Here is a 20,912-nt window from a genome sequence, read left to right as displayed (position 1 = left end):
GCACGCGGCGCCGGAGCATGAACCCCAACCTCATCGAGACCCACATGAGCTACCTCTCCTACGTCAGCCAGAAGGGCGACACCGCTTGGGACACCTACATCTCGCAGGTCGACCGCGTGCTGCCCTACCTCGGCAACCTCGCGCGCTGGTCCGAAACGCTGAAGCGCCCGAAGCGCGCGCTGATCGTCGACGTGCCGATCGAGCTCGACAACGGCAGCGTCGCCCACTTCGAGGGCTACCGCGTGCAGCACAACCTGTCGCGCGGCCCGGGCAAGGGCGGCGTGCGCTACCACCCCGACGTGACGCTCGAGGAGGTGATGGCGCTGAGCGCCTGGATGACGGTCAAGTGCGCCGCGGTGAACCTGCCGTACGGCGGCGCGAAGGGCGGCATCCGCGTCGACCCGAAGCTGCTGTCGCTCAAGGAGCTCGAGCGCATGACGCGCCGTTACACCAGCGAGATCGGCATCATCATCGGCCCGCAGCGCGACATCCCGGCGCCCGACGTCAACACCAACGGCCAGATCATGGCCTGGATGATGGACACCTATTCGATGAACACCGGCGGCACCGCCACCGGCGTCGTCACCGGCAAGCCGCTGCACCTCGGCGGCTCGCTCGGCCGCGTCAAGGCGACCGGCCGCGGCGTGTTCGTGACCGGCCGTGAAGCGGCGCGCCGCATCGGCCTGAACCTCGACGGCGTGCGCATCGCGGTGCAGGGCATGGGCAACGTCGGCGGTGCGGCGGCCGAACTGTTCGTGCAGGCCGGCGCGAAGCTGGTCGCGGTGCAGGATCACACCGGCACGCTGGTGAACCCTAACGGCTTCGACATCGCCGGCACGATGGAGACGCTCAAGCGCGACGGCGGCATCGGCAACTTCGCCGGCGCCGAGCGCGTCGACAACGAGTCGTTCTGGGATGTCGACTGCGACATCCTGATCCCGGCCGCGCTCGAGTCGCAGATCACCGCCGCGCGCGCGCAGCGCATCCGGGCCAAGCTCGTCCTCGAGGGCGCGAACGGGCCGACGCTGCCCGACGCCGACGACGTGCTGCATGACCGCAACGTGCTCGTCGTGCCCGACGTCATCTGCAATGCCGGCGGCGTGACCGTCAGCTACTTCGAGTGGGTGCAGGATTTCTCGTCGTTCTTCTGGAGCGAGGACGAGATCAACGTGCGCCTGGACAAGATCATGGTCGACGCGCTGCGCAAGATCTGGGACACCGCGGACCGCCACAAGATCAGCCTGCGCACCGCCACGTTCGCGGTCGCCTGCGAGCGCATCCTGACCGCGCGCGAAGAGCGCGGCCTGTATCCCTGATCGACAGGATCGACACCGTGCAACCGGCCTCTTGAAAGCGCCGGCCCGGGCCAATATTTATCTTTTCGGCAGCGCCGGCCCGATCGCGGCGCCGCAGGTTTTTCAACGGACCCAGCGAAAGGAGATTTGGCCATGTATGAATCGTTGTTCAGTTTCCCCGGCGCGTTCGCCGGGGACTTTCAGCGCCTGTACGACCAGCTCGACGACCTGTTCGGCGTCGGCCGGCCCGCGGCGATTCGCTCGGTGGCGCCCGGCGCATTCCCGGCGATCAACGTCGGCAACACGCCGGAGAACGTCGAGGTCTACGCGTTCGCGCCGGGGCTCGACGCGTCCAAGCTCGAGGTGACGGTCGACCGCGGCGTGCTCACGCTCGCCGGCGAGCGCCCGGCGACCCTGCCGTCGGCCGATGGCAAGGTCAACGTCTACAGCCGCGAGCGCGTCGGCGGGGCGTTCCGCCGCGCGATCAGCCTGCCCGACGATGCCGATCCGTCGAAGGTCGACGCCAGCTACCGCGACGGCGTGCTGCACATCACCATCGCGCGCCGCAACCCGCCGGCACCGACGCGCATCGCGATCCAGTGAGCCCTCGAATGACAGGAGAACTCGCCATGGACAAGGAACAGTCTCTGACCACGGCCGACAAGGGCAGCAACGTCACCCCGACCACCGCAACGCAGGGCGCCGACAGCCGCTTCGTCGTGCCACGCGTCGACGTGCTCGAGGACGATTCGGGCATCACCTTGCTCGCCGACCTGCCCGGTGTGCCGAGGGACAGCCTCGAGCTGAAGATCGAGGGCGACACGCTGCTCGTCGAAGGTGTCGTCACGACGCCGATGCCGCAGCAGCTGCAATCGGTCTACGCCGAGGTGCGCGTGCCGCGCTACCGCCGCACCTTCACGCTGAGCCGCGAGCTCGACACCAGCCGCATCGAAGCGAACCTGAAGGACGGCGTGCTGAACCTGCGCATCCCGAAGCAGGAGCACGCGAAGCCGCGGCGCATCAGCGTTCGGGTCGGTTGAGCGCGGGGCGGCACTCCGTGCGCCGCCCTCAGACCATGCTGTCGAGCGCGACGCCGGCGAACACGGCAAGGCCGAGCCAGTGGTTCAGCCGGAACGCGCGAAAGCAGCCGTCGCGTGAGCGATCGCGGATCAGCGTGTAGTGCCATGCCGCGATCAGCGCCGCCGCCGCGAGGCCGGCGAAGTACGGCCAGTGCAGGCCGAGCCCGGTGCCGAGCGCGGCCCAGATCGCGATGAACAGGCCGTAGGAGGCCATCACGCCGGCCACGTCGAAGCGGCCGAGCGTGATCGCCGAGGTCCGGATGCCGATCTTCAGGTCGTCGTCGCGATCGACCATCGCGTATTCGGTGTCGTAGGCCAGCACCCAGAACAGGTTGCCGACGAGCAGCCCCCAGGCGAGCGCCGGCACCTGGCCCTGCACCGCGGCGAACGCCATCGGGATGCCGAAGCTGAACGCGACGCCGAGCACGGCCTGCGGCATCGAGAAGAAGCGCTTCGTGAACGGGTAGACGACGCTGACCGCGAGCGCGACGACGCTCCAGGCGATCGCCGCGGCGTTCGTCGTCAGCACCAGCGCGAACGCCAGCAGCGCGAGCGCGGCGCCGAACAGCAGCGCGTCGCGCGGGCGGATCGCGCCGCTCGTCACCGGGCGCTGCGCGGTGCGCTTCACGTGCTTGTCGAAATCGCGATCGGCGACGTCGTTGACCGCACAGCCCGCGCTGCGCATCAGAAACGTGCCGAGCACGAACACGGCGACCAGGTGCCAGCCGGGAAAGCCGCCGGCCGCGAGCCACAGCGCCGAAAGCGTCGGCCACAGCAGCAGATAGCTGCCAGCCGGCCGATCCCAGCGGATCAGGTCGAGGTACAGGTGCAGCCGGCTCGGCGGCGGGGCGGTGGGGAGATCGGTGCTCACGCGCGAATTATCCGCAGCCACGGCTGCCCCGCCGATGCGCGACACCGCTACGGCGTGCGCAGGGCCTTCAACCGGGCGAGCTTGCCTGCGTAGAGATCGTGGTCGCGTCGCGTCGTGCTCGTCTCCATCGCGCGCGCCAGGTGTTCGGCAGCGTGCGCCGTGTCGTTCAGTTCGGCATAGGTCACAGCAAGCCAGAAATGGAACTCGTGGTAGTCGGGCGCCCGCCTGACCTCGCGCTCGAACAGGCGCCGCGCGTCGTCGAAGCGGTGCTCGCGCAGCGCCGCCATGCCGAGCTGGAAGTCAACGAAGCGCGGGTGCGGATCGAGCCGATCGAGTCGCGCCTGCAGCGCACGGGCGTCGGCGAAGCGGCCCAGGTCGCGCAGCGCGAGGATCCGGTTCCCAAGCGCCTGCGTGTTGTCGGGCTCGCGCTCGTTGACACGGGCCCATGCCGCCTCGGCCAGCGCCGGCTGCTGGCGCTGACGATAGATCACGCCCAAGGTCACGTAGGCACTGAGCAGCTCCGGATCGCGTGCGATCGCCTCGCGCGCCCACCAATAGGCGTCGTCGGCGCCGCCGCGCACCAGCGCCTCGACTGCGCGGTTGTTCAGAAACATCGCGATGACGGTGTTCTCCTGCACGGTGCGCGTGCGCAGCACCCGGGTATCTTGCGACGGCAGGAAGTCGATCGTCCACGGATCGCGCTCGGTCGTCAGCACGCCGAGGCGCTGCATCCGGTCGTCCAGCGTCAGGTTGACATGCCCGATCGAGATCGCGATGTCGCCGGCGCGGTCGAAGGCTTCGTCGCCGAGCACCACCTGGTAGCGCACGGTCAGCCCGATCGCCTTCGCAAGCGCGCCGGTCATCATCACCAGGGCGAGGCAGTTGCCGGAACGCGCGTCGAAGGCCTGCGCGGCGGTGCGCGTCATGCTCGCGTCGTACTCAAGGCGCAAATCACCTTTGCGGTACAGCGCCTCCATCAGCCAGCGGCGCCGGTCGACGCCGAATGGCCCGTGGCGCAGGCGGGTCTCGATGTAGACACGCATCGGCTCGCTCAGCGCCATGGCCTGGGCCGCATCGACCGAGACCGTCGGCGCAGCGAAGAGTTCATCGTGGAACAGATCCGCGCTCGGCGGCATCGGCGGCGGCGTCGCGCAGCCGGCCAATAGCCACGCGATCAACGTGAGGGCGACGACGGCTTTCATGGGGGCGACCAGTCCCTCAATCTTCGGCCCCGCGCGGGGAAATTGCGACTGGTACTTTCACGGCGCCGGACAGGCCAGCACCCGCTCGACCCTAGCCGTCCAGCTGTTTCTGGAACACCAGCCCCGCATGCTCGCGCAGCGCATGGAACTTGATCTTCGGCCAGTTCGCCTCGATCGCGCGCAGCTCCGGGGCGTACTCGACCAGCACCGTCGGCGCATCGACCGCGTCGTAGGCGACGCGGTGGGCGTTGCCGTCGATGAAGCGCTGCAATTCCTTCGCGCCGCCGTCGGCCTCGCTGCAGCTGACCCAGCGCGCGACCTGGAAGCGGCTCGGCATGATGCGCGCCTTCACGCCGTATTCATGCTCGAGCCGGTGCGCGACGACCTCGAACTGCAGCTGGCCGACCGCGCCGAGCAGCAGCAGCGACGCGGCGACCGGCCGGAACACCTGGATCGCGCCCTCCTCGCCGAGCTGGATCAGCCCGGCCTTCAGCTGCTTCGTGCGCAGCGGGTCGGCGACCTCGACGCTGCGAAACATCTCCGGCGCGAAGAACGGCAGCCCGGTGTATTGCAAGGTCTCGCCTTCGGTCAGCGTGTCGCCGAGCTGCAGCACGCCGTGGTTCGGGATGCCGATGATGTCGCCGGCAAAGGCCTCGTCGAGCAGCTCGCGGCGCTGCGACAAGAAACTCACCACCGTGTTCGGCCGCATCTCCTTGCCGGAGCGCGAGACCCTGATCCGCATGCCGCGCTTGAAGTGGCCGCTCGCGACGCGCACGAACGCGATCCGGTCGCGGTGCGCGGGGTCCATGTTGGCCTGGATCTTGAAGACGACACCGGTCAGCTTCGGTTCGTCGGGCGCGACCTCGCGCTGGATCGCGACGCGCGGTCCCGGCGCCGGCGCCAGGTCGACGAGCGCATCGAGCACCTCGCGCACGCCGAAGTTGTTGACCGCCGAGCCGAAGAACATCGGCGTCTGGTGGCCGGCAAGAAACGCCTCGCGGTCGAACGGCGGCGCCGCGTCGGCGAGCAGCTGGATCTCGCCCTGGGCCTGCGCGTACTGCATGCCGAAACGCTCGGCGTAGGCCGGGTTGTCGAGGCCGGCGAGGATCTCGTCGTTCTGGTGGTTGCGGTCTTCGCCGGGGCGAAACACGCGCATCTGCTTTTCGCGCAGGTCCATCACGCCGTGAAACGCCTTGCCCATGCCGACCGGCCAGGTGAACGGCACGACCTCCATGCCGAGTTCGCGCTCGATCTCGTCCATCAGCGCCATCGGCTCCTGCACTTCGCGGTCCATCTTGTTCACGAAGGTCAGGATCGGCGTGTTGCGTGCGCGGCAGACCTGCAGCAGGCGCCGCGTCTGCGGCTCGACGCCGTTGGCCGCGTCGATCACCATCAGCGCCGCGTCGACCGCGGTCAGCACGCGGTAGGTGTCTTCGGAGAAGTCCTGGTGGCCCGGCGTGTCGAGCAGGTTGATCACGCAGTCGCGGTACTCCATCTGCATCACGCTCGAGGCCACCGAGATGCCGCGCTGCTTCTCGATCTCCATCCAGTCGGAGGTCGCATGGCGCGAGGCCTTGCGCGCCTTCACGCTGCCGGCGATCTGGATCGCGCCCGAGAACAGCAGCAGCTTCTCGGTCAGCGTGGTCTTGCCGGCGTCGGGGTGGGAAATGATCGCGAAGGTGCGGCGGCGGCGGACGTGGCGGCTGAGTTCGGACATGCGTGTGCGGCCGAAATCGCCGGCCGTCTCCTGGGACAACCGGCGATTATCGACGGCACCGCTCTCAGCGCCGCGGCGGCTCGAAATCCCGGCGCATCCAGTCGTCGATCAGGTTCTTCTCGTACGACAGCAATTCGCCGCTATGGAAACCGGTGCGGTGCAGGAAGCCGAGGTCGCGCAGCTGGCGCGAACCTTCCTTCAGCACCGCGCCCTGCGTCGACACCAGCTGGAAGGTCAGGTCAATGCGCGGCGGCGTCGAGTCGCGCACGATACGCACGTCCGACATCGGGGGCCGGCGCCAAGGCTCGAGCCTTCCAGCGCGCTGCACGTCGGTGATCGTGACCAGCAGGCGCTGCCCGTCGGGCAGCGCGCGTGCGGCGCGCTTCGCGACATAGCGGCTCAGCTCGTCGAGCCAGTCGGTGCGCTCCCCGAAGCTGCGGTCCATCTCGGTGAAGGCCGCCGGGTTGCGGTAGCTGACCTCGGCCTTGTCGGTGCTGAGGGTCGCACCCGGGATCGCGAATGCCGAGGCGGCTGCGGCAACGACGAGAAGCGCCGCCCCCAGCGCGGGGCGCAGCAGGCGGGGTGGGGTGATCGTGTTCATCGCGGGCTCCTGCGGTATGCGGGGGCGCGGCCGCCGGCGACTACGACGCCGGAACGAAGGGTCGCACCCGATCCAGCAACTTCGCAACATACGCCTCTTTTTCGCCGACCGGCGCGGCGTAGTGCAAAGCCCGCGCCGCCGCATCGAAGCCGGCGCCGCGCACCATCAGCCACGCGGCGAGGTACTGCGAGGCGAGGCACCCGCCGGCCGTGGCGATCGGCCCGCGCGCGTGGAACGGCGCGTCCTCGACCCGCACGCCGGCCTCGAGCAGCCAGGGCTTGGTCGTCAGGTCGGTGCAGGCCGGCATGTCGGCCAGCAGGCCGAGCCGCGCGAGCAGCAAGGCGCCCGAACACTGCGCGCCGATCAGCTGGCGGACGGGGTCGAGCTGCAGCCGGTCGAGCAGCGCGCCGCGCTTGCCGAAATCCTGCGCGATCGCGCGGCTGTAGAGGCCGCTGCCGAAGATCACCGCGTCGGCCTCGTTCGCGAATTCGAGTGGCTGCTGCGCCTGCACGGTCACGCCGCCCATCGACGTGACGTGCGCGGTCGGGCTCGTGATCTCGGCCTTCCAGCCCTGCGCGCCGAGGCGGTTCAGCAGCCCGAGCGCAATGAACGAGTCGAGCTCGTTGAAGCCGTCGAACGTGAGGATCGCGATGCGCACGCGCGAGGCTCAGGGCTCGAGCAACGCGCGCAGCATCCACGCGGCCTGCTCGTGCACCGTCAGGCGCTGCGTCAGCAGGTCGGCGGTCGGCTCGTCGCCGGCCTTGTCGGCGAGCGGGAACATGCTGCGTGCAGTGCGCGCCACGGCCTCGTGGCCCTCGACCAGCACGCGCACCATGTCGAGCGCGGCCGGCGGTGTAGCGGGGGCGTCCTTCAGCGAAGTGAGCGTGCCGAACTGGGCATACGACCCCGGCGCCGCGTGGCCGAGCGAGCGGATGCGCTCGGCGATCGGATCGACCGCGTTCCACAGCTCGGTGTACTGGACCATGAACATCGCGTGCAGCGAACTGAACATCGGGCCGGTCACGTTCCAGTGGAAGTTGTGCGTCGTCAGGTACAGCGTGTAGGTATCGGCGAGCAGCCGCGACAGGCCGTCGGCGATCGCCCGGCGGTCCTTGTCGCCGATGCCGATGTGGATGCCCGCGCGCGATGCCGCGCCGGGGGCGATGGATTTGGACTTGCTCTTGGCCATCGGGGACTCCTGCTGGATGAGGTTCTCGCGCAATGTAGCGCAGCTGATCAGGTTTTCGCGGCGACCGACAGCGTCGTCGCCGCGTCGGGGTCGACGGCACCAAGCGCGGCCAGCTTGCGCGCCACCGCCGCGCCGTAGGCCGGATCAGCCTTCGTGAAGTGGCCGATCTGGCGCTGTTTGGTCTCGGCGCTGACGCTCTTCATTGCGCCGGCGATGTTGCTGGTCAGGCGATCCTGCGCGGCCGCGTCGAGCACGCGGAACAGGTTGCCGGCCTGCGTGAAGTCATCCGACGTGCCGCGCTCGTCGAAGCGGCCCGCGGCAGCGCTCAGCGCCCAGCCCGCATCGCCGTGGCCGAAGCCGCGCGGTGCCGTGCCGGCCGCGTCGACGTTCGCGTAGTTCCGTGCCGACCCGCCGTTCTCGACCGCCATCGCACCGTCGCGCTGCTGGTGATGGACCGGGCAGCGCGGCCGGTTCACCGCCAGCTGCTGGTGGTTCGTGCCGACGCGGTAGAGCTGCGCATCGTGGTACGCGAACAGCCGGCCCTGCAGCATCTTGTCCGGGCTGTAGCCCATGCCCGGCACGATATTGGCCGGGCTGAACGCGGCCTGCTCGACCTCCTGGTGGTAGTTGTCCGGGTTGCGGTTGAGCTCGAGCACGCCCACCGGGATGCGCGGGAAGTCGCCGTACGGCCAGACCTTCGTCAGGTCGAACGGGTTCCAGCCGGTCCTGCGCTCCCAGGCCTCGGCCTGTGCCTCGGTCATCACCTGGATCGCGACGTCCCACTTCGGGAAGTCGCCCGCCGCGATGGCGTTGAACAGGTCGCGCTGCGCGTGGTCCGGGTCGGCCCCGGCGAGGCGCGCGGCTTCATCGGCGCTCAGGTTCCTGATGCCCTGGCGCGTCTTCAGGTGCCACTTGACCCAGACGCGCTCGCCGGTGGCGTTGATCAGGCTGAAGGTGTGGCTCCCGAAGCCGTCCATGTGGCGGTAGCCGTCGGGCGTGCCGCGGTCGGAGAACAGCATCGTGACCTGGTGCAGGCTCTCCGGCGCATGGCTCCAGAAGTCCCACATCATCTGCGGCGACTTCAGATTCGTCTGCGGGTCGCGCTTCTGCGTGTGCACGAAGTCGGGGAACTTGATCGGGTCCTTGATGAAGAACATCGGCGTGTTGTTGCCGACCAGGTCCCAGTTGCCGTCTTCGGTGTAGAAGCGCATCGCGAAGCCGCGCGGATCGCGTTCGGTGTCGGCCGAACCCTTCTCGCCGCCGACGGTCGAGAAGCGCACGAAGGTCTCGGTGGTCTTGCCGACCGCGGCGAACAGCCTGGCCTTCGTGTACTTCGAGATGTCGTGCGTGACGCTGAAGGTGCCGTAGGCGCCCGATCCCTTGGCGTGCACCACGCGCTCGGGAATGCGCTCGCGGTTGAAGTGCTGCAGCTTCTCGATCAGGTGGAAGTCCTGCAGCAGCAGCGGGCCGCGCGGGCCAGCGCCGAGCGAGTTCTGGTTGTCGGCGACCGGGAGGCCGGAGGCGGTGGTCAGGCGTTCGGACATGAGCGTTTCCTGGCGGTGAGGGGATGAACGCAAGTCTACGAAGGCACAATAGTCAACGCCAATTGATGATTGTTATCCGATAGATAGGCGTGAGGCCCACACCGCGTCGCCGCGTTGCTCAGGAGAGCCGCTTCACGCCCTCGAGCGGGCACGCGTAGATCGCGTTGCGCAGCGCCGCGATCGCTTCGTAGCGCGTGAACGTGCGGCGCCACACCAGCACGACGCGGCGTGTCGGCGCCGGCTTCGTGAATGCGATGTACTTGATGTGCGGTTGCGCGTCCTTCGGCACGCTGAGCTGCGGCACGACGGTCACGCCCATGCCCGACGCGACCATGTACTTGATGGTCTCCAGCGACGAACCTTCGAAGCTCTTGCGGATGCCGTCGGCCTCGCCGCTCCCGAAGCGCGCGTACTCGGGGCAGACCTCGAGCACGTGGTCGCGAAAGCAGTGGCCGGTGCCGAGCAGCAGCATCGTCTCGTTCTTCAGCTCGTCGGTGCTGATGCTCTTGCGTTTCGCGAGCGGGTGTAGCTTTGGCACCGCGGCCATGAACGGCTCGTCATAGAGCGGCGCGACCGCCAGCCCGGTGTCCGGGAAGGGCTCGGCCATGATCGCGCAATCGAGCTCCCCGGTGCGCAGCATCTCGAGCAGCTTCGCGGTGAAGTTCTCCTGCAGCATCAGCGGCATCTGCGGCACGTGCTCGATCGCCTGGCGCACCAGATCGGGCAGCAGGTACGGGCCGATCGTGTAGATCACGCCGAGGCGCAGCGGGCCCGAGACCGGGTCCTTGCCGCGCTGGGCGATCTCCTTGATCGCCGCGGCCTGCTCGATCACCGACTGCGCCTGGCGCACGATCTCTTCGCCCAGCGGCGTCACCGTCACCTCGTTCGCACCGCGCTCGAAGATCTTCACGTCGAGTTCTTCTTCGAGCTTCTTGATCGAGACGCTGAGCGTCGGTTGCGAGACGAAGCAGGCTTCGGCGGCGCGACCGAAGTGGTGCTCCCTGGCGACGGCAACGATGTAGCGGAGTTCGGTGAGCGTCATGGCGCGATTCTGGCCGAGGATCGCGCGCCAGGCCCGACACGATGCGCGCTCACGCCTTCAGGTAGTCCGAACGGCCGCCGAGCCAGCGCACGACGTGGTCGAGTGCGACCTGCGGGTAGCGGTCGAGCAGGACCGTCGCCGCCGCGTGCGCCTGATGCACGAGCGCTTCGTCGAGCGCCAGATCGGCGAAGCGCAGCAGTGGCGCGCCCGACTGGCGCGCGCCGAGAAACTCGCCCGGTCCGCGGATCTCGAGGTCGCGGCGCGCGATCTCGAAGCCGTCGCTCGTCTCCAGCATCGCCTTCAGGCGCGCCTTCGCGGTGTCCGACAGCGGCGTGCCATACATCAGCACGCAGGCGCTCGCGGCAGCGCCACGGCCGACGCGCCCGCGCAGCTGGTGCAGCTGCGACAGACCGAAGCGCTCGGCATGCTCGATCACCATCAGCGACGCGTTCGGCACGTCGACGCCGACCTCGATCACCGTCGTCGCGACCAGCACCGCCATCTGGCCGCTCGTGAAGGCCTGCATCACCGCGGCCTTCTCGGCCGCCCTCATGCGGCCGTGCAACAGGCCGACCGCCTGCCCCGGCAGCGCGGCGCTCAGGTGCTGGTGCGTCGCGGTCGCGTTCTGCAGATCGAGTGTCTCTGATTCCTCGATCAGCGGGCAGACCCAGTAGACCTGCTGGCCCTGCGCGACCGCGTCGCGGATGCGGCCGATCACCGCCTCGCGCTTCGAGTCGGCGAAGAGCTTCGTGACAACCGGCGTGCGGCCGGGCGGCAGCTCGTCGATCGTGCTGACATCGAGGTCGGCGAACAAGGTCATCGCCAGCGTGCGCGGGATCGGCGTCGCGCTCATCATCAGCGTGTGCGGCTCGATGGCGTTCGCGCGCAGTTTCTGGCGCAGGGCGAGCCGCTGCTGCACACCGAAGCGATGCTGCTCGTCGATGATCGCCAAACCCAGCTTCGCGAACACGACCTGCTCCTGGATCACCGCGTGCGTGCCGACGACCAGCGCGGCCTCGCCGGATGCAACCTGCTCGAGCATCTTCGTACGCGCCTTGCCCTTGCGGCTGCCGGTCAGCCACGCGACCGTGATGCCGAGCGGCTCGAGCCAGCCGACGAGCTTGCGCAGATGCTGCTCGGCAAGGATCTCGGTCGGCGCCATCAGCGCGCATTGCCAGCCGTCGTGGATCGCGATCGCCGCGGCAAGTGCGGCGACCACGGTCTTGCCCGAGCCGACATCGCCCTGCAGCAACCGGTGCATCGGCACCGCGCGCTGCAGATCGCGCGCGATCTCTTCGCAGACGCGGCGCTGGGCCGCCGTCAGCGTGAACGGCAGCGCCGCGAGCAGTTGCTGCTGCAGTCCCGCCGCGCGCACCTTGAAGCGCGGCGCGCGTTGCAGCTCGCGCTCGCGCTTGGCCTGCAGTTGCGAGAGCTGCTGCGCCAGCAGTTCCTCGAACTTGAGTCGCTGCCAGGCCGGATGGCTGTGGTCTTCGAGCGTCGCGATGCCGACGTTCGGTGCCGGGTGGTGCAGGAAGGTCAGTGCGTCGCGCAGCCCGAGCATGCCGCGCGGCACGACCTCGGCCGGCAGCAGTTCGGAGAGCTCGGCGCGCGCGAGGTTCGCGTCGACCGCCTTGCGCAGGTACAGCTGCGGCAACTGCGCGCTCGTCGGATACACCGGTGTCAGCGCGCTCGGCAGCGGCGTGTCCTCGGCGACGACCCGAAAGCTCGGGTGCACCATCTCGAGCCCGAAGAAACCGCCACGCGCCTCGCCGCGGACGCGCACGCGCCGGCCGACCGCCAGCGCCTTCTGGTGCGACGGGTAGAAATGCAGGAAGCGCAGCACCAGATCGTCGCTGCCGTCGTGCAGCCGCACGACCAGCTGGCGCCGGCCGCGGATCTGCACCTGGCTGTCGGTGACGACGCCCTCGACCTGCGCGCCGCTGCCGTCGCGCAGGCTCGCGATCGGCACCAGGCGCGTCTCGTCCTCGTAGCGGATCGGCAGGTGCAGCGCGAAGTCGATCGGCCGCACGAGGCCGAGCTTTTCCAGCGCCCGCTGCGGGCCGGACTTCTCCTGGCCGGCGGGAATCGCGGGAGCGGGGGGCATGGGAGAATTCTGCCTCCTCCTTGTTGGCACGGGCCGGTCCAGCCCTCAACCGATGACCTCGACCTACACGCTGAGCGATTTCGACTTCGCTCTGCCCCCCGAACTGATCGCGCAGCAGCCTGCTGCGCAACGCAGCGCCTCGCGGCTGCTCGACGGCACCGGCGCGCAGCCGGTCGATCGCGTGTTCCGCGAACTGCCATCACTGCTGTGCGCAGGCGACCTGCTGGTCTTCAACGACACGCGCGTGATCAAGGCGCGGCTGCTCGGCGCGAAGGCCAGCGGCGGCGCGGTCGAGGCGCTGGTCGAGCGCGTGCTGCCGGATCGCGAGGTGCTGATGCACCTGCGCGCAAGCAAGTCGCCGAAGCCGGGCAGCGTCGTGCACTTCTGGGGCGTCGACGGGGCCGACGCGTTCGAGGCCGAGGTACTGGGCCGCGCCGGCCCCCACGATGCGCTGTTCCGCCTGCGCTTCCCGGACGATCCGCTCGCGCTGCTCGAACGCCATGGCCACGTGCCGCTGCCGCCGTACATCACGCATACCGACACCGCCGACGACGAGCGCCGCTACCAGACCGTGTTCGCGGCGAACCCGGGCGCCGTCGCCGCGCCGACGGCCGCGCTGCACTTCGATGCGGCCCTGCTCGCCGAGTTCGCCGCGCGCGGCATCGCGACCGCGAACGTCACCTTGCACGTCGGCGCCGGCACCTTCCAGCCGGTGCGCACCGAGAACCTCGCCGAACACGCGATGCACAGCGAATGGTTCGACGTGCCGGCGCCCACCGTTGCCGCGATCGAGCGCACGCGCGCCGCGGGCGGGCGCATTGTCGCGGTCGGTACGACGACGCTGCGGGCACTCGAATCTGCGGCGTGGTCGGCCCCGGCAGGTGGCCTGCTCGAAGCCGGCCAGCGCGACACCGACATCTTCATCACGCCGGGCTTCGACTTCCGCGTCGTCGACGCGCTGGTGACGAACTTCCACCTGCCGAAGAGCACGCTGCTGATGCTGGTCAGTGCGCTCGCCGGCTTCGAGCACGTGCACGCGCTGTACGCGCACGCGATCCGCGAGCGTTACCGCTTCTTCAGCTACGGCGACGCGATGCTGCTCGCGCGCACGCCGGCGGCGGATCGATCGGCCTGAAATGCGCCTGCGACAATTCCGCGCATGTTGACGTTCGATCTGCTTCGCACCGAAGGCCTCGCGCGCCGTGGCCGCCTGACGCTGAACCACGGCAGCGTCGAGACGCCGGTGTTCATGCCGGTCGGCACCTACGGCACCGTGAAGGGCGTGATGCCCGCGTCGCTCGAGGCGATGGGCGCGCAGATCATCCTCGGCAACACCTTCCACCTGTGGCTGCGGCCGGGGCTCGAGGTGCTGCGGCAATTCGGCGGGCTGCATCGCTTCGAGGCCTGGAGCAAGCCGATCCTGACCGACAGCGGCGGCTTCCAGGTCTGGTCGCTCGGCGAGATGCGCAAGATCAGCGAAGAGGGCGTGAAGTTCGCGTCGCCGGTGAACGGCGACAAGCTGTTCCTGACGCCCGAGGTCAGCATGCAGATCCAGCGCACGCTGAACAGCGACATCGTGATGCAGTTCGACGAGTGCACCCCGTACGAGACCCACGGCCACGTGACGACCGAGCACGAGGCGCGCGTCTCGATGGCGCTGAGCCTGCGCTGGGCGCGACGCTGCCTGACCGAGCACACGCAGCTCGAGAACCCGAACGCGCTGTTCGGCATCGTGCAGGGCGGCATGTTCGAGTCGCTGCGCGAGGAGTCGATCGCCGCGCTGGTGGAACTCGACCTGCCGGGCTATGCGATCGGCGGCGTCAGCGTCGGCGAGCCGAAGGAGATGATGCAGCGCATCGTCGCGCACACGCCGCACCGGCTGCCGGCGCACAAGCCGCGCTACCTGATGGGCGTGGGCACGCCCGAAGACCTGGTCGAAGGCGTCGGCGCCGGCGTCGACATGTTCGATTGCGTGATGCCGACGCGCAATGCGCGCAACGGCCACCTGTTCACGCGCTTCGGCGACCTGAAGATCCGCAATGCCCGCCACAAGACCGACGAGCGCCCGCCGGACCTGAGCTGCGTGTGCCATACCTGCGCGAACTTCTCGCGCGCCTACCTGCACCACCTCGACCGCTGCAACGAGATGCTCGGGCCAATGCTCGCGAGCATCCACAACCTGCACTACTACGTGAACCTGATGCGCGAGGTGCGCGAGGCGCTCGACGCCGGTGCGTTCGCGGCGTTCGCGGCGCGCTTTCGCGAGGATCGCGCCCGCGGCGTGTAGCGGCGCTCGCGCGGCGCGCTGTTGGCGCGGATCCGGTTGACGTCGGACAAGTCTTACGCAGCCCTGTCGTGCTCTCCCGATGGACGGCGCGGGCAGCGCGGCCTAGCCTCGGCACGTCGTCGCGGCACGTGCCGCCATTTGACGCACAGGGGGCCGCACCATGGCAACGATCAACGACATCATGACCCGCAAGGTCTCGGTCATCCAGCTCACGGAGCCGCTGCAGGCCGCCGCCGAGCGCATGCGCGACCTGAACGTCGGTGCGTTGCCGGTGTGCGATGGCGAGACGCTCGTCGGCATGGTGACCGATCGCGACATCGCGGTGCGCGGCGTCGCGGCCGGCCTGGTGCCGGCCGATGCGCTGGTGTCCGATGTGATGACCGACGAGGTGCACGTTTGCGCGCCCGGCGACACGGTCGAGTCGGCGATGCAGCAGATGGGCGAGGCGCAGGTGCGCCGGCTCGCGGTGCTGGACGGCGAGCGCAAGGTCGTCGGCATCGTCTCGCTCGGCGACCTCGCGACGCGCCAGAGCGCGCCGACCGACGCGACTCTGCGCGAGATCTCGGAGCCCGACGCGATCAAGTGAGCGTCGCGTGAGCGCGCCCGCCGACCGGCCGCGCGGCACCCGCCGCGCCGGTCGGTTTCAGCAGTTGCTGCCGCCGCAGGCCCGCTCGCTGCTGCGCCATCCGGGCGCGTTCGCGTGGCGCACGCTGAAGGCCTTTCGCGCCAACCAGGGGCTGCTGCTCGCCGGCGCGGTCGCGTACTACGCGCTGCTGTCGATCGTGCCGCTGCTGATCCTGATCGTGATCGCGCTGTCGCACCTGATCGACCAGGCGGCGCTGCTCGACACGCTGGCGCGCTACCTCGAATGGCTGGTCCCCGGCCAGTCGCGCGCGATCGTCCGCGAGCTGGCGGACTTTCTCGCGCACCGCGAGCTGATCGGCTGGGTGCTGGGCATCACGATGCTGTTCTTCAGCTCGCTCGCGTTCACGGTGCTCGAGAACGCGATGTCGGTGATCTTCCTGCACCGCGTCGTCGCACGGCGGCGGCGCTTCGTGGTGTCGGCGCTGCTGCCGTACCTGTACATCCTGTCGCTCGGCGTCGGCCTGCTGCTGGTCACGCTGGTCGCCGGCAGCCTGCAGGCGATCGGCCAGGAGCGGGTCGAGTTCCTCGGCCGCAGCTGGTCGCTGCACGGCGTGTCGGGCGCCTTGCTGTACCTGCTCGGGCTGGTCGGCGAGATCTTCGTGCTGACTTCCGTCTACCTCGTGATGCCGGTCGGGCGGCTGCGCGTCAGCCACGCGCTGATCGGCGGGGTGACGGCCGCGCTGCTGTGGGAGCTGATGCGCCACGTGCTGGTCTGGTACTTCGCGACCTTGTCGCAGGTCAGCGTGGTCTACGGTTCGCTGACGACCGCGATCGTCGTGCTGCTCAGCCTCGAGATCGCGGCGACGCTGCTGCTGTTCGGGGCGCAGGTGATCTCGGAATACGAACGGCTGGGCCGCGAGCCCGCACTGGCCTGAGCGTCACCAGAAGACCCAGTTCCCCGTCGTCACGACCCACACGCCGAGCGCCCCGTTCGTCACCGCGTGCGCGATCACCGGCACCCACAGCTTGCCGGTGCGCACGTAGAGCCACGCGTACGCGAGGCCGGCGACGATCGCCGCGAGCCACAAGGTGTGCGCCAGCACGAAGACGAAGGTCGACAGCACGATCGCCCTCAGCGCGACCCGCTGCGGCAGCACCGATTCGAATTGCGGGCTCTGGATCCAGCGCATCAGGAACGAGCGCCAGAACAGCTCCTCCATCACCGGCACGATCAGCGCCGCGCCGATCCAGCGCAGCACGACCAGCGGCCAGATCAGCTGCCCCTGCGCATCCAGCGGCAGAAAGCTCGCGGACGGGCTGCCAATCGTCATCCACGGCGCATCGAGGTGGATCCACAGCGCGTACACGACCGCGCCGACGCCAGCGCCGAGCGCAATCTCGCCCGGGCCGGGCCAGGTCTGCGGGACCAGCTCGCCGTATTCGCGCCAGAAGTAAGCGAGCAGGCCGCCGACCACGACGACCGTCACGCCGTAGACCCAGCGCGGGTCGATGCCCCACGAGCCGTCGGCCGGCACTTCGCCGCGCGCCACCAGCAACAGCATGAACACCGCGAACGGAACGATGCGCGCGATGGCCGCGCGGCTCAGCTGCAAGGCCATGGCGCGCGGCTTCCCGGAGGTTGGCAAAAGGCGCTCAGGATGCCAGAAGGTGCGAGACCCGCTCGCGCAGCCCCGCCGGCGTCACGGCCGCGGCCGGCAGCGCATCGCCGGCGACGAGCCCGACGCGGCTGAACCAGCCGCGCCGGAAAGGCTTGCTCATCGCCGCACCGTCCTTGCGCGAGAAATACGAGCCCCACAGGTTCTGCAACGCCAGCGGCACGACGGGCACCGGGTTTGATTCGAGCAGCTTCATCACACCGCCCTTGAACTCGCCGAGCTCGCCGTCGCGCGTCAGCGCGCCCTCCGGGAAGATGCACAGCAGGTCGCCGTCGTTCAGCACCTCGCGGGCGCGCGCGAAGGCCTGCTCGTACGCGACCGGGTCCTCGCGCTGCGGCGCGATCGGGATCGCCTTGGCAAGGCGGAAGAACCAGCCGAGCACCGGCATCGCGAAGATCCGGTGGTCCATGATGAAGCGGATCGGCCGCGGGCTCGCCGCCATCAGCAGCACCGGATCGACGAACGCGACGTGATTGCAGACCAGGATCGCCGCGCCCTCGGTCGGGATGTGCTCGTCGCCACGCACCCGGAAACGGTAGACGAAACGCGTGACGATGAACGCGACGAAGCGCAGGAAATACTCGGGCACCAGCATGAAGATGTAGAAAGCGACGACCGCGTTCAGCAGCCCGGTGATCAGGAACACCTGCGGGATCGTGAAGTTCGCCGCCAGCAGGGCACCGACACCGATCGAGCTGACGATCATGAACAGCGCATTCAGGATGTTGTTCGCCGCGATGATCCGGGCGCGGTGGCTGGGCTGCGAGCGCAGCTGGATCAGCGCGTACATCGGCACGCTGTAAAGCCCCGCGAACAACGACAACAGCGCCAGGTCAGCCATCACGCGCCAATGCGCCGGCTGCGCGACGAACGCGCTCAGGCCGAAGCCTGCCGACGGTGCAAGCCCGCGCGCCGCGAAATACAAGTCGATCGCGAACACGCTCATGCCGATCGAACCCAACGGCACCAGCCCGATTTCGACGTGGCGCTTGCTCAGCATCTCGCACAGCAGCGAGCCGGTGCCGATGCCGATCGAGAACACCACCAGCAGCAGCGACGCAACCTGCTCGTTGCCGTGCAGCACATCTTTCGCGAACGCCGGGAACAGCGACAGGAACACGGCGCCGAAGAACCACATCCACGAGATGCCCAGCAACGAGCGGAACACGACGATGTTCTCGCGCGCCAGCATCAGGTTGCGCCAGGTCTCGGTGACCGGGTTCCAGTTGATGCGCAGGTTCGGGTCGCTGCTCGGCGACGCCGGTACCGCCTGCGCGGTGATGCGGCCGACCAGCGCGACCGCGACGCAGGCGAACGCGACGTAGTACCGGCCGACCTCGGGGATCGCGACCAGCAGTCCGCCCGCGACCTGGCCCAGCAGGATCGCGACGAAGGTGCCCATCTCGACCATGCCGTTGCCGCCGGTCAGCTCGCGCTCGCCGAGGTGCTGCGGCAGGTACGCGAACTTGACCGGGCCGAAGATCGTCGAGTGCAGGCCCATCAGCAGCACGCAAGCGAGCAGCACGACGACGTTGCCGGTCCAGAACCCGAACGCCGCGAGCGCCATGATCGCGATCTCGAGGTTCTTCACGAAGCGGATCACGCGCGTCTTGTCGAACTTGTCGGTCGCCTGGCCCGCGGTCGCCGAGAACAGCAGGAACGGCAGGATGAACAGCGCACCGATCACGAGGCCGGCCATGCTGGCCGGCAACCAGCTCACCTGCAGCTGGTACGTGATCATCACGGTGAACGCGAACTTGAACAGGTTGTCGTTGCCGGCGCCGAGGAACTGGGTCCAGAAGAAGGGCGCGAAGCGGCGTTGCTTCAGCAGCGCGAACTGGTTCGGGTGAGCGTGCTCGTTCGGGTTCATGCGGTCCCTTGTCGGTTTGTGAGCTTGAGCGCAGGCGGAATCTACCGGATCACCTGCACCGGCCCGCCCAGCCCACTGCGATTCAACCACGCGAACACCGAGTCGACCGTGACGGTTTCGATGCGATCGCTGAACCGCTTCGCGTTCGGATGATCGTCGAACGCGATGTTCGCCGCGGTCAGGCGCCCGCCGAGTCGCTTCAGCGCCGAGATGCGCAGGGTCGTCGGCTCGTAGCCCTGGAGCTGCAGCCAGGCCTGCGCCCGCTCGCGCGTCTGCGCGGCCGGCTCCTGCGCCATCGCGAAGGTCTCGAGCGCCCACTGGTTCGACTGCTGGTAGGTCTGCGCCCACGGATACGCGACCATGCTGTAGGCCGGCGTGTTCAGCTGCGCGAGGCGCGCGTTGTCGCGCACAACCCCCAGCAACTTGGCCTGGACCTCCGGCTGCGGGATCACCAGCGCCGCCTCGTACTCGTACAGATCGTCGAGGAAGAATTCACCGAGGCCCTGGCGATACACCGCGGCGCGGGCGCTGCCGCACTGGTTCAGCTTGTGCACGATGCGCCAACGCTTGTTGGCGTCGCGATACGCGAGTCCCAGGTGCGAGTAGCGCACATGGTATTCGCTCAGGTTCTGGCCGGCGCGGGCGAGCACGACGACCTGCGCGCCACTCCGATCGAGCTCCGCGGCGACGTGCTCGGCCAGTTGCATCGCGCGCTGGATCGCATCGACGCTCGGCAGCCTGTTCTCGCAGCTGCGGCCGGCGTGTGCGGCGGTGCTGGCCGCGATCCAGGCCGCGACCAGCGCGGCGCGCGCGCGGGCGTTCACCGCGTCACCCGTTCGTTGTAGAGCAGCGCCGCGCCGATCTCGTTCGGGATGAACGCGATCGCCTGGCTTGCAGTCGAGAGCACCCAGCCGGTACTGACCGCCGTGACGACGACGACCGTGCCGGCCGCGACCGACAGCGCACCGGCCGCCTGCGCGCCGAGCCTGACACTGGCCCGCGCACCGTCGGACGCGCGCTCCAGCACCCAGATCGCCCCGGTCGCCGACGCCTCGACCGCGACGACCGTCAGCGTCGCCCCGGCCGAGAGGATCATCACCGGTGCGGCGATCGAGACCGCGATCGGCAGCGCCGACAGCGCGCTGACTGCGGACACCTCGGACTGCGCCCGTGCGCCGGCGAGGCTGGCCGTCAGCAGCGCCGCGACGGCGGCGGACAACAGGCGGCGGCGAATCGTTGGGATCTTCATGTGAATGCTCTCCAAGGTTGAGGTTCAGCGCTGATCGGCGTCGCGCATCGCGATACCTTGCAGGCGCGCCTCGGCCAGCGCGGCCTCGTGCGCATCGCGCAGCGTCTTCGCCAGCGTGAACACGGTCGAGATCAGGAACAGCCAGCCGACGCCGAGGAACGCCTTGTAGGTCGGGTTCACGTCCATGCGCCACAGGCCCCAGGCCGTCAGCCCCATCGCCAGCATGAAGCCGCCCCAGACGACCGCGCCCCACATCGGCGTATCGGTCTTGCGCAACTCGTTGTCGCGCACGTATTTGGCGAGCGCGAACGCGGTCGACAGACAGAACATGTAGCCCATCACCATGAACGCGCGGTCCAGATCGGCGCCTGGCAGGTAGGCGAGCCCGGTGCCGCAGAGCAGGACCGCGAGGCCGAACGAGACCCAGACCTGGAGGCGCCAGGCGCGCGTGTCTTTGCGGATCATGGGGGCTTGCATGACGGGTCTCTCGATCGGTTGTTGAACACGAGCGCATGTTCGGCCGCGTGCCCGACGGTATCAATCACCCGAAGGAGGGTCGCGGTCGCTCACCCCTCTGGTATCTTCTGACGCTACTTTCTGG

General features: G+C 69.0%; 21 protein-coding genes. 7 read left to right on the top strand and 14 right to left on the bottom strand.

The annotated features are described in order from the left end of the window. The first annotated feature begins 44 nt into the window (after window positions 1–44). The 3 genes from AC1DTW_RS15110 to AC1DTW_RS15100 all read left to right on the top strand — a co-directional run bounded on the left by AC1DTW_RS15110 (window position 45) and on the right by AC1DTW_RS15100 (window position 2,335). A complete protein-coding gene (locus AC1DTW_RS15110; RefSeq protein WP_477982107.1) occupies window positions 45–1,316 on the top strand; it encodes a Glu/Leu/Phe/Val family dehydrogenase in 1,272 nt (423 codons plus the stop codon). A 132-nt stretch (window positions 1,317–1,448) separates the two neighbouring features. Beyond that, entirely contained in the window at window positions 1,449–1,898 is a 450-nt protein-coding gene (locus tag AC1DTW_RS15105; protein ID WP_477982034.1) for an Hsp20/alpha crystallin family protein, read from the top strand. Between the two features lie 26 nt (window positions 1,899–1,924). Next, the gene (locus tag AC1DTW_RS15100; protein WP_477982033.1) at window positions 1,925–2,335 is read left to right on the top strand and encodes an Hsp20/alpha crystallin family protein; all 411 of its coding nucleotides are present in this window, start codon (window positions 1,925–1,927) and stop codon (window positions 2,333–2,335) included. Between the two features lie 28 nt (window positions 2,336–2,363). On the opposite strand, the gene ubiA is transcribed toward AC1DTW_RS15100, so the two are convergent. The 9 genes from ubiA to recG form a co-directional block, all read right to left on the bottom strand. Further along, window positions 2,364–3,245 (bottom strand): 4-hydroxybenzoate octaprenyltransferase, encoded by an 882-nt coding sequence (gene ubiA / locus AC1DTW_RS15095; protein WP_477982032.1) that lies wholly within the window; start codon window positions 3,243–3,245, stop codon window positions 2,364–2,366. Between the two features lie 47 nt (window positions 3,246–3,292). After that, complete coding sequence (locus AC1DTW_RS15090; RefSeq protein ID WP_477982031.1) at window positions 3,293–4,447, bottom strand: tetratricopeptide repeat protein; 1,155 nt, start codon at window positions 4,445–4,447, stop codon at window positions 3,293–3,295. A gap of 91 nt (window positions 4,448–4,538) precedes the next feature. Further along, a complete protein-coding gene (locus AC1DTW_RS15085) occupies window positions 4,539–6,164 on the bottom strand; it encodes a peptide chain release factor 3 (RefSeq protein ID WP_477982030.1) in 1,626 nt (541 codons plus the stop codon). A gap of 64 nt (window positions 6,165–6,228) precedes the next feature. Then, a complete protein-coding gene (locus AC1DTW_RS15080) occupies window positions 6,229–6,765 on the bottom strand; it encodes a DUF3016 domain-containing protein (RefSeq protein ID WP_477982029.1) in 537 nt (178 codons plus the stop codon). A 40-nt stretch (window positions 6,766–6,805) separates the two neighbouring features. Further along, window positions 6,806–7,423 (bottom strand): DJ-1/PfpI family protein, encoded by a 618-nt coding sequence (locus tag AC1DTW_RS15075; RefSeq protein WP_477982028.1) that lies wholly within the window; start codon window positions 7,421–7,423, stop codon window positions 6,806–6,808. A 9-nt stretch (window positions 7,424–7,432) separates the two neighbouring features. Beyond that, window positions 7,433–7,954, bottom strand: coding sequence for a Dps family protein (locus AC1DTW_RS15070; protein ID WP_477982027.1), 522 nt, complete (start codon window positions 7,952–7,954; stop codon window positions 7,433–7,435). A 47-nt stretch (window positions 7,955–8,001) separates the two neighbouring features. Then, entirely contained in the window at window positions 8,002–9,498 is a 1,497-nt protein-coding gene (locus AC1DTW_RS15065) for a catalase (RefSeq protein ID WP_477982025.1), read from the bottom strand. A gap of 118 nt (window positions 9,499–9,616) precedes the next feature. Further along, window positions 9,617–10,540 carry a LysR substrate-binding domain-containing protein gene (locus AC1DTW_RS15060; protein ID WP_477982024.1) on the bottom strand — a complete coding sequence of 308 codons (924 nt, stop codon included), beginning with the start codon at window positions 10,538–10,540 and terminating at the stop codon, window positions 9,617–9,619. Window positions 10,541–10,589: 49 nt separating this feature from the next. Continuing rightward, window positions 10,590–12,644 (bottom strand): ATP-dependent DNA helicase RecG, encoded by a 2,055-nt coding sequence (recG, locus tag AC1DTW_RS15055; protein WP_477982023.1) that lies wholly within the window; start codon window positions 12,642–12,644, stop codon window positions 10,590–10,592. Between the two features lie 52 nt (window positions 12,645–12,696). On the opposite strand from recG, the gene queA reads away from it, so the two are divergent. The 4 genes from queA to AC1DTW_RS15035 all read left to right on the top strand — a co-directional run bounded on the left by queA (window position 12,697) and on the right by AC1DTW_RS15035 (window position 16,451). Further along, complete coding sequence (queA, locus tag AC1DTW_RS15050; RefSeq protein ID WP_477982022.1) at window positions 12,697–13,779, top strand: tRNA preQ1(34) S-adenosylmethionine ribosyltransferase-isomerase QueA; 1,083 nt, start codon at window positions 12,697–12,699, stop codon at window positions 13,777–13,779. A gap of 24 nt (window positions 13,780–13,803) precedes the next feature. After that, a complete protein-coding gene (gene tgt / locus AC1DTW_RS15045; RefSeq protein WP_477982021.1) occupies window positions 13,804–14,931 on the top strand; it encodes a tRNA guanosine(34) transglycosylase Tgt in 1,128 nt (375 codons plus the stop codon). A gap of 160 nt (window positions 14,932–15,091) precedes the next feature. Next, the gene (locus AC1DTW_RS15040) at window positions 15,092–15,517 is read left to right on the top strand and encodes a CBS domain-containing protein (protein ID WP_477982019.1); all 426 of its coding nucleotides are present in this window, start codon (window positions 15,092–15,094) and stop codon (window positions 15,515–15,517) included. Between the two features lie 67 nt (window positions 15,518–15,584). After that, window positions 15,585–16,451 carry a YihY/virulence factor BrkB family protein gene (locus tag AC1DTW_RS15035; RefSeq protein WP_477982105.1) on the top strand — a complete coding sequence of 289 codons (867 nt, stop codon included), beginning with the start codon at window positions 15,585–15,587 and terminating at the stop codon, window positions 16,449–16,451. A 3-nt stretch (window positions 16,452–16,454) separates the two neighbouring features. Here the strand turns inward: AC1DTW_RS15035 and AC1DTW_RS15030 are convergent, their stop codons facing one another. Genes AC1DTW_RS15030 through AC1DTW_RS15010 form a run of 5 tightly spaced genes read right to left on the bottom strand, consistent with a single transcriptional unit; the run spans window position 16,455 to window position 20,788 of the window. Continuing rightward, a complete protein-coding gene (locus AC1DTW_RS15030) occupies window positions 16,455–17,135 on the bottom strand; it encodes a CAAX prenyl protease-related protein (RefSeq protein ID WP_477982018.1) in 681 nt (226 codons plus the stop codon). Window positions 17,136–17,169: 34 nt separating this feature from the next. Further along, window positions 17,170–19,062, bottom strand: a complete 1,893-nt coding sequence (locus tag AC1DTW_RS15025; protein ID WP_477982017.1) for an MFS transporter — start codon at window positions 19,060–19,062, stop codon at window positions 17,170–17,172. Between the two features lie 41 nt (window positions 19,063–19,103). Then, on the bottom strand, window positions 19,104–19,886 hold the full coding sequence (locus AC1DTW_RS15020; protein WP_477982016.1) for a DUF2145 domain-containing protein: 783 nt from the start codon (window positions 19,884–19,886) through the stop codon (window positions 19,104–19,106). Then, window positions 19,883–20,311 (bottom strand): hypothetical protein, encoded by a 429-nt coding sequence (locus tag AC1DTW_RS15015; RefSeq protein ID WP_477982015.1) that lies wholly within the window; start codon window positions 20,309–20,311, stop codon window positions 19,883–19,885. Before AC1DTW_RS15015 ends, AC1DTW_RS15020 begins: the two co-directional genes overlap by 4 nt. Before the next feature lie 24 nt (window positions 20,312–20,335). Next, on the bottom strand, window positions 20,336–20,788 hold the full coding sequence (locus tag AC1DTW_RS15010; protein WP_477982014.1) for a YiaA/YiaB family inner membrane protein: 453 nt from the start codon (window positions 20,786–20,788) through the stop codon (window positions 20,336–20,338). Window positions 20,789–20,912: the final 124 nt, after the last annotated feature.

The organism is Rhizobacter sp. P5_A1, from assembly GCF_056400745.1.
Note: the sequence above shows the minus strand (reverse complement) of the source record. Positions and strands in the feature narration are given on the sequence as shown.

What these genes read in the sequence shown, in the direction of transcription:
- recG (WP_477982023.1), bottom strand. Translation starts at nt 12,644, where the DNA reads ATGCCCCCCGCTCCCGCGATTCCCGCCGGCCAGGAGAAGTCCGGCCCG.
- tgt (WP_477982021.1), top strand. Translation starts at nt 13,804, where the DNA reads ATGTTGACGTTCGATCTGCTTCGCACCGAAGGCCTCGCGCGCCGTGGC.
- queA (WP_477982022.1), top strand. Translation starts at nt 12,697, where the DNA reads ATGACCTCGACCTACACGCTGAGCGATTTCGACTTCGCTCTGCCCCCC.
- AC1DTW_RS15085 (WP_477982030.1), bottom strand. Translation starts at nt 6,164, where the DNA reads ATGTCCGAACTCAGCCGCCACGTCCGCCGCCGCCGCACCTTCGCGATC.
- AC1DTW_RS15015 (WP_477982015.1), bottom strand. Translation starts at nt 20,311, where the DNA reads ATGAAGATCCCAACGATTCGCCGCCGCCTGTTGTCCGCCGCCGTCGCG.
- AC1DTW_RS15030 (WP_477982018.1), bottom strand. Translation starts at nt 17,135, where the DNA reads ATGGCCTTGCAGCTGAGCCGCGCGGCCATCGCGCGCATCGTTCCGTTC.
- AC1DTW_RS15065 (WP_477982025.1), bottom strand. Translation starts at nt 9,498, where the DNA reads ATGTCCGAACGCCTGACCACCGCCTCCGGCCTCCCGGTCGCCGACAAC.
- AC1DTW_RS15060 (WP_477982024.1), bottom strand. Translation starts at nt 10,540, where the DNA reads ATGACGCTCACCGAACTCCGCTACATCGTTGCCGTCGCCAGGGAGCAC.
- AC1DTW_RS15090 (WP_477982031.1), bottom strand. Translation starts at nt 4,447, where the DNA reads ATGAAAGCCGTCGTCGCCCTCACGTTGATCGCGTGGCTATTGGCCGGC.
- AC1DTW_RS15025 (WP_477982017.1), bottom strand. Translation starts at nt 19,062, where the DNA reads ATGAACCCGAACGAGCACGCTCACCCGAACCAGTTCGCGCTGCTGAAG.
- AC1DTW_RS15080 (WP_477982029.1), bottom strand. Translation starts at nt 6,765, where the DNA reads ATGAACACGATCACCCCACCCCGCCTGCTGCGCCCCGCGCTGGGGGCG.
- AC1DTW_RS15105 (WP_477982034.1), top strand. Translation starts at nt 1,449, where the DNA reads ATGTATGAATCGTTGTTCAGTTTCCCCGGCGCGTTCGCCGGGGACTTT.
- AC1DTW_RS15100 (WP_477982033.1), top strand. Translation starts at nt 1,925, where the DNA reads ATGGACAAGGAACAGTCTCTGACCACGGCCGACAAGGGCAGCAACGTC.
- AC1DTW_RS15110 (WP_477982107.1), top strand. Translation starts at nt 45, where the DNA reads ATGAGCTACCTCTCCTACGTCAGCCAGAAGGGCGACACCGCTTGGGAC.
- AC1DTW_RS15010 (WP_477982014.1), bottom strand. Translation starts at nt 20,788, where the DNA reads ATGCAAGCCCCCATGATCCGCAAAGACACGCGCGCCTGGCGCCTCCAG.
- AC1DTW_RS15040 (WP_477982019.1), top strand. Translation starts at nt 15,092, where the DNA reads ATGGCAACGATCAACGACATCATGACCCGCAAGGTCTCGGTCATCCAG.
- AC1DTW_RS15070 (WP_477982027.1), bottom strand. Translation starts at nt 7,954, where the DNA reads ATGGCCAAGAGCAAGTCCAAATCCATCGCCCCCGGCGCGGCATCGCGC.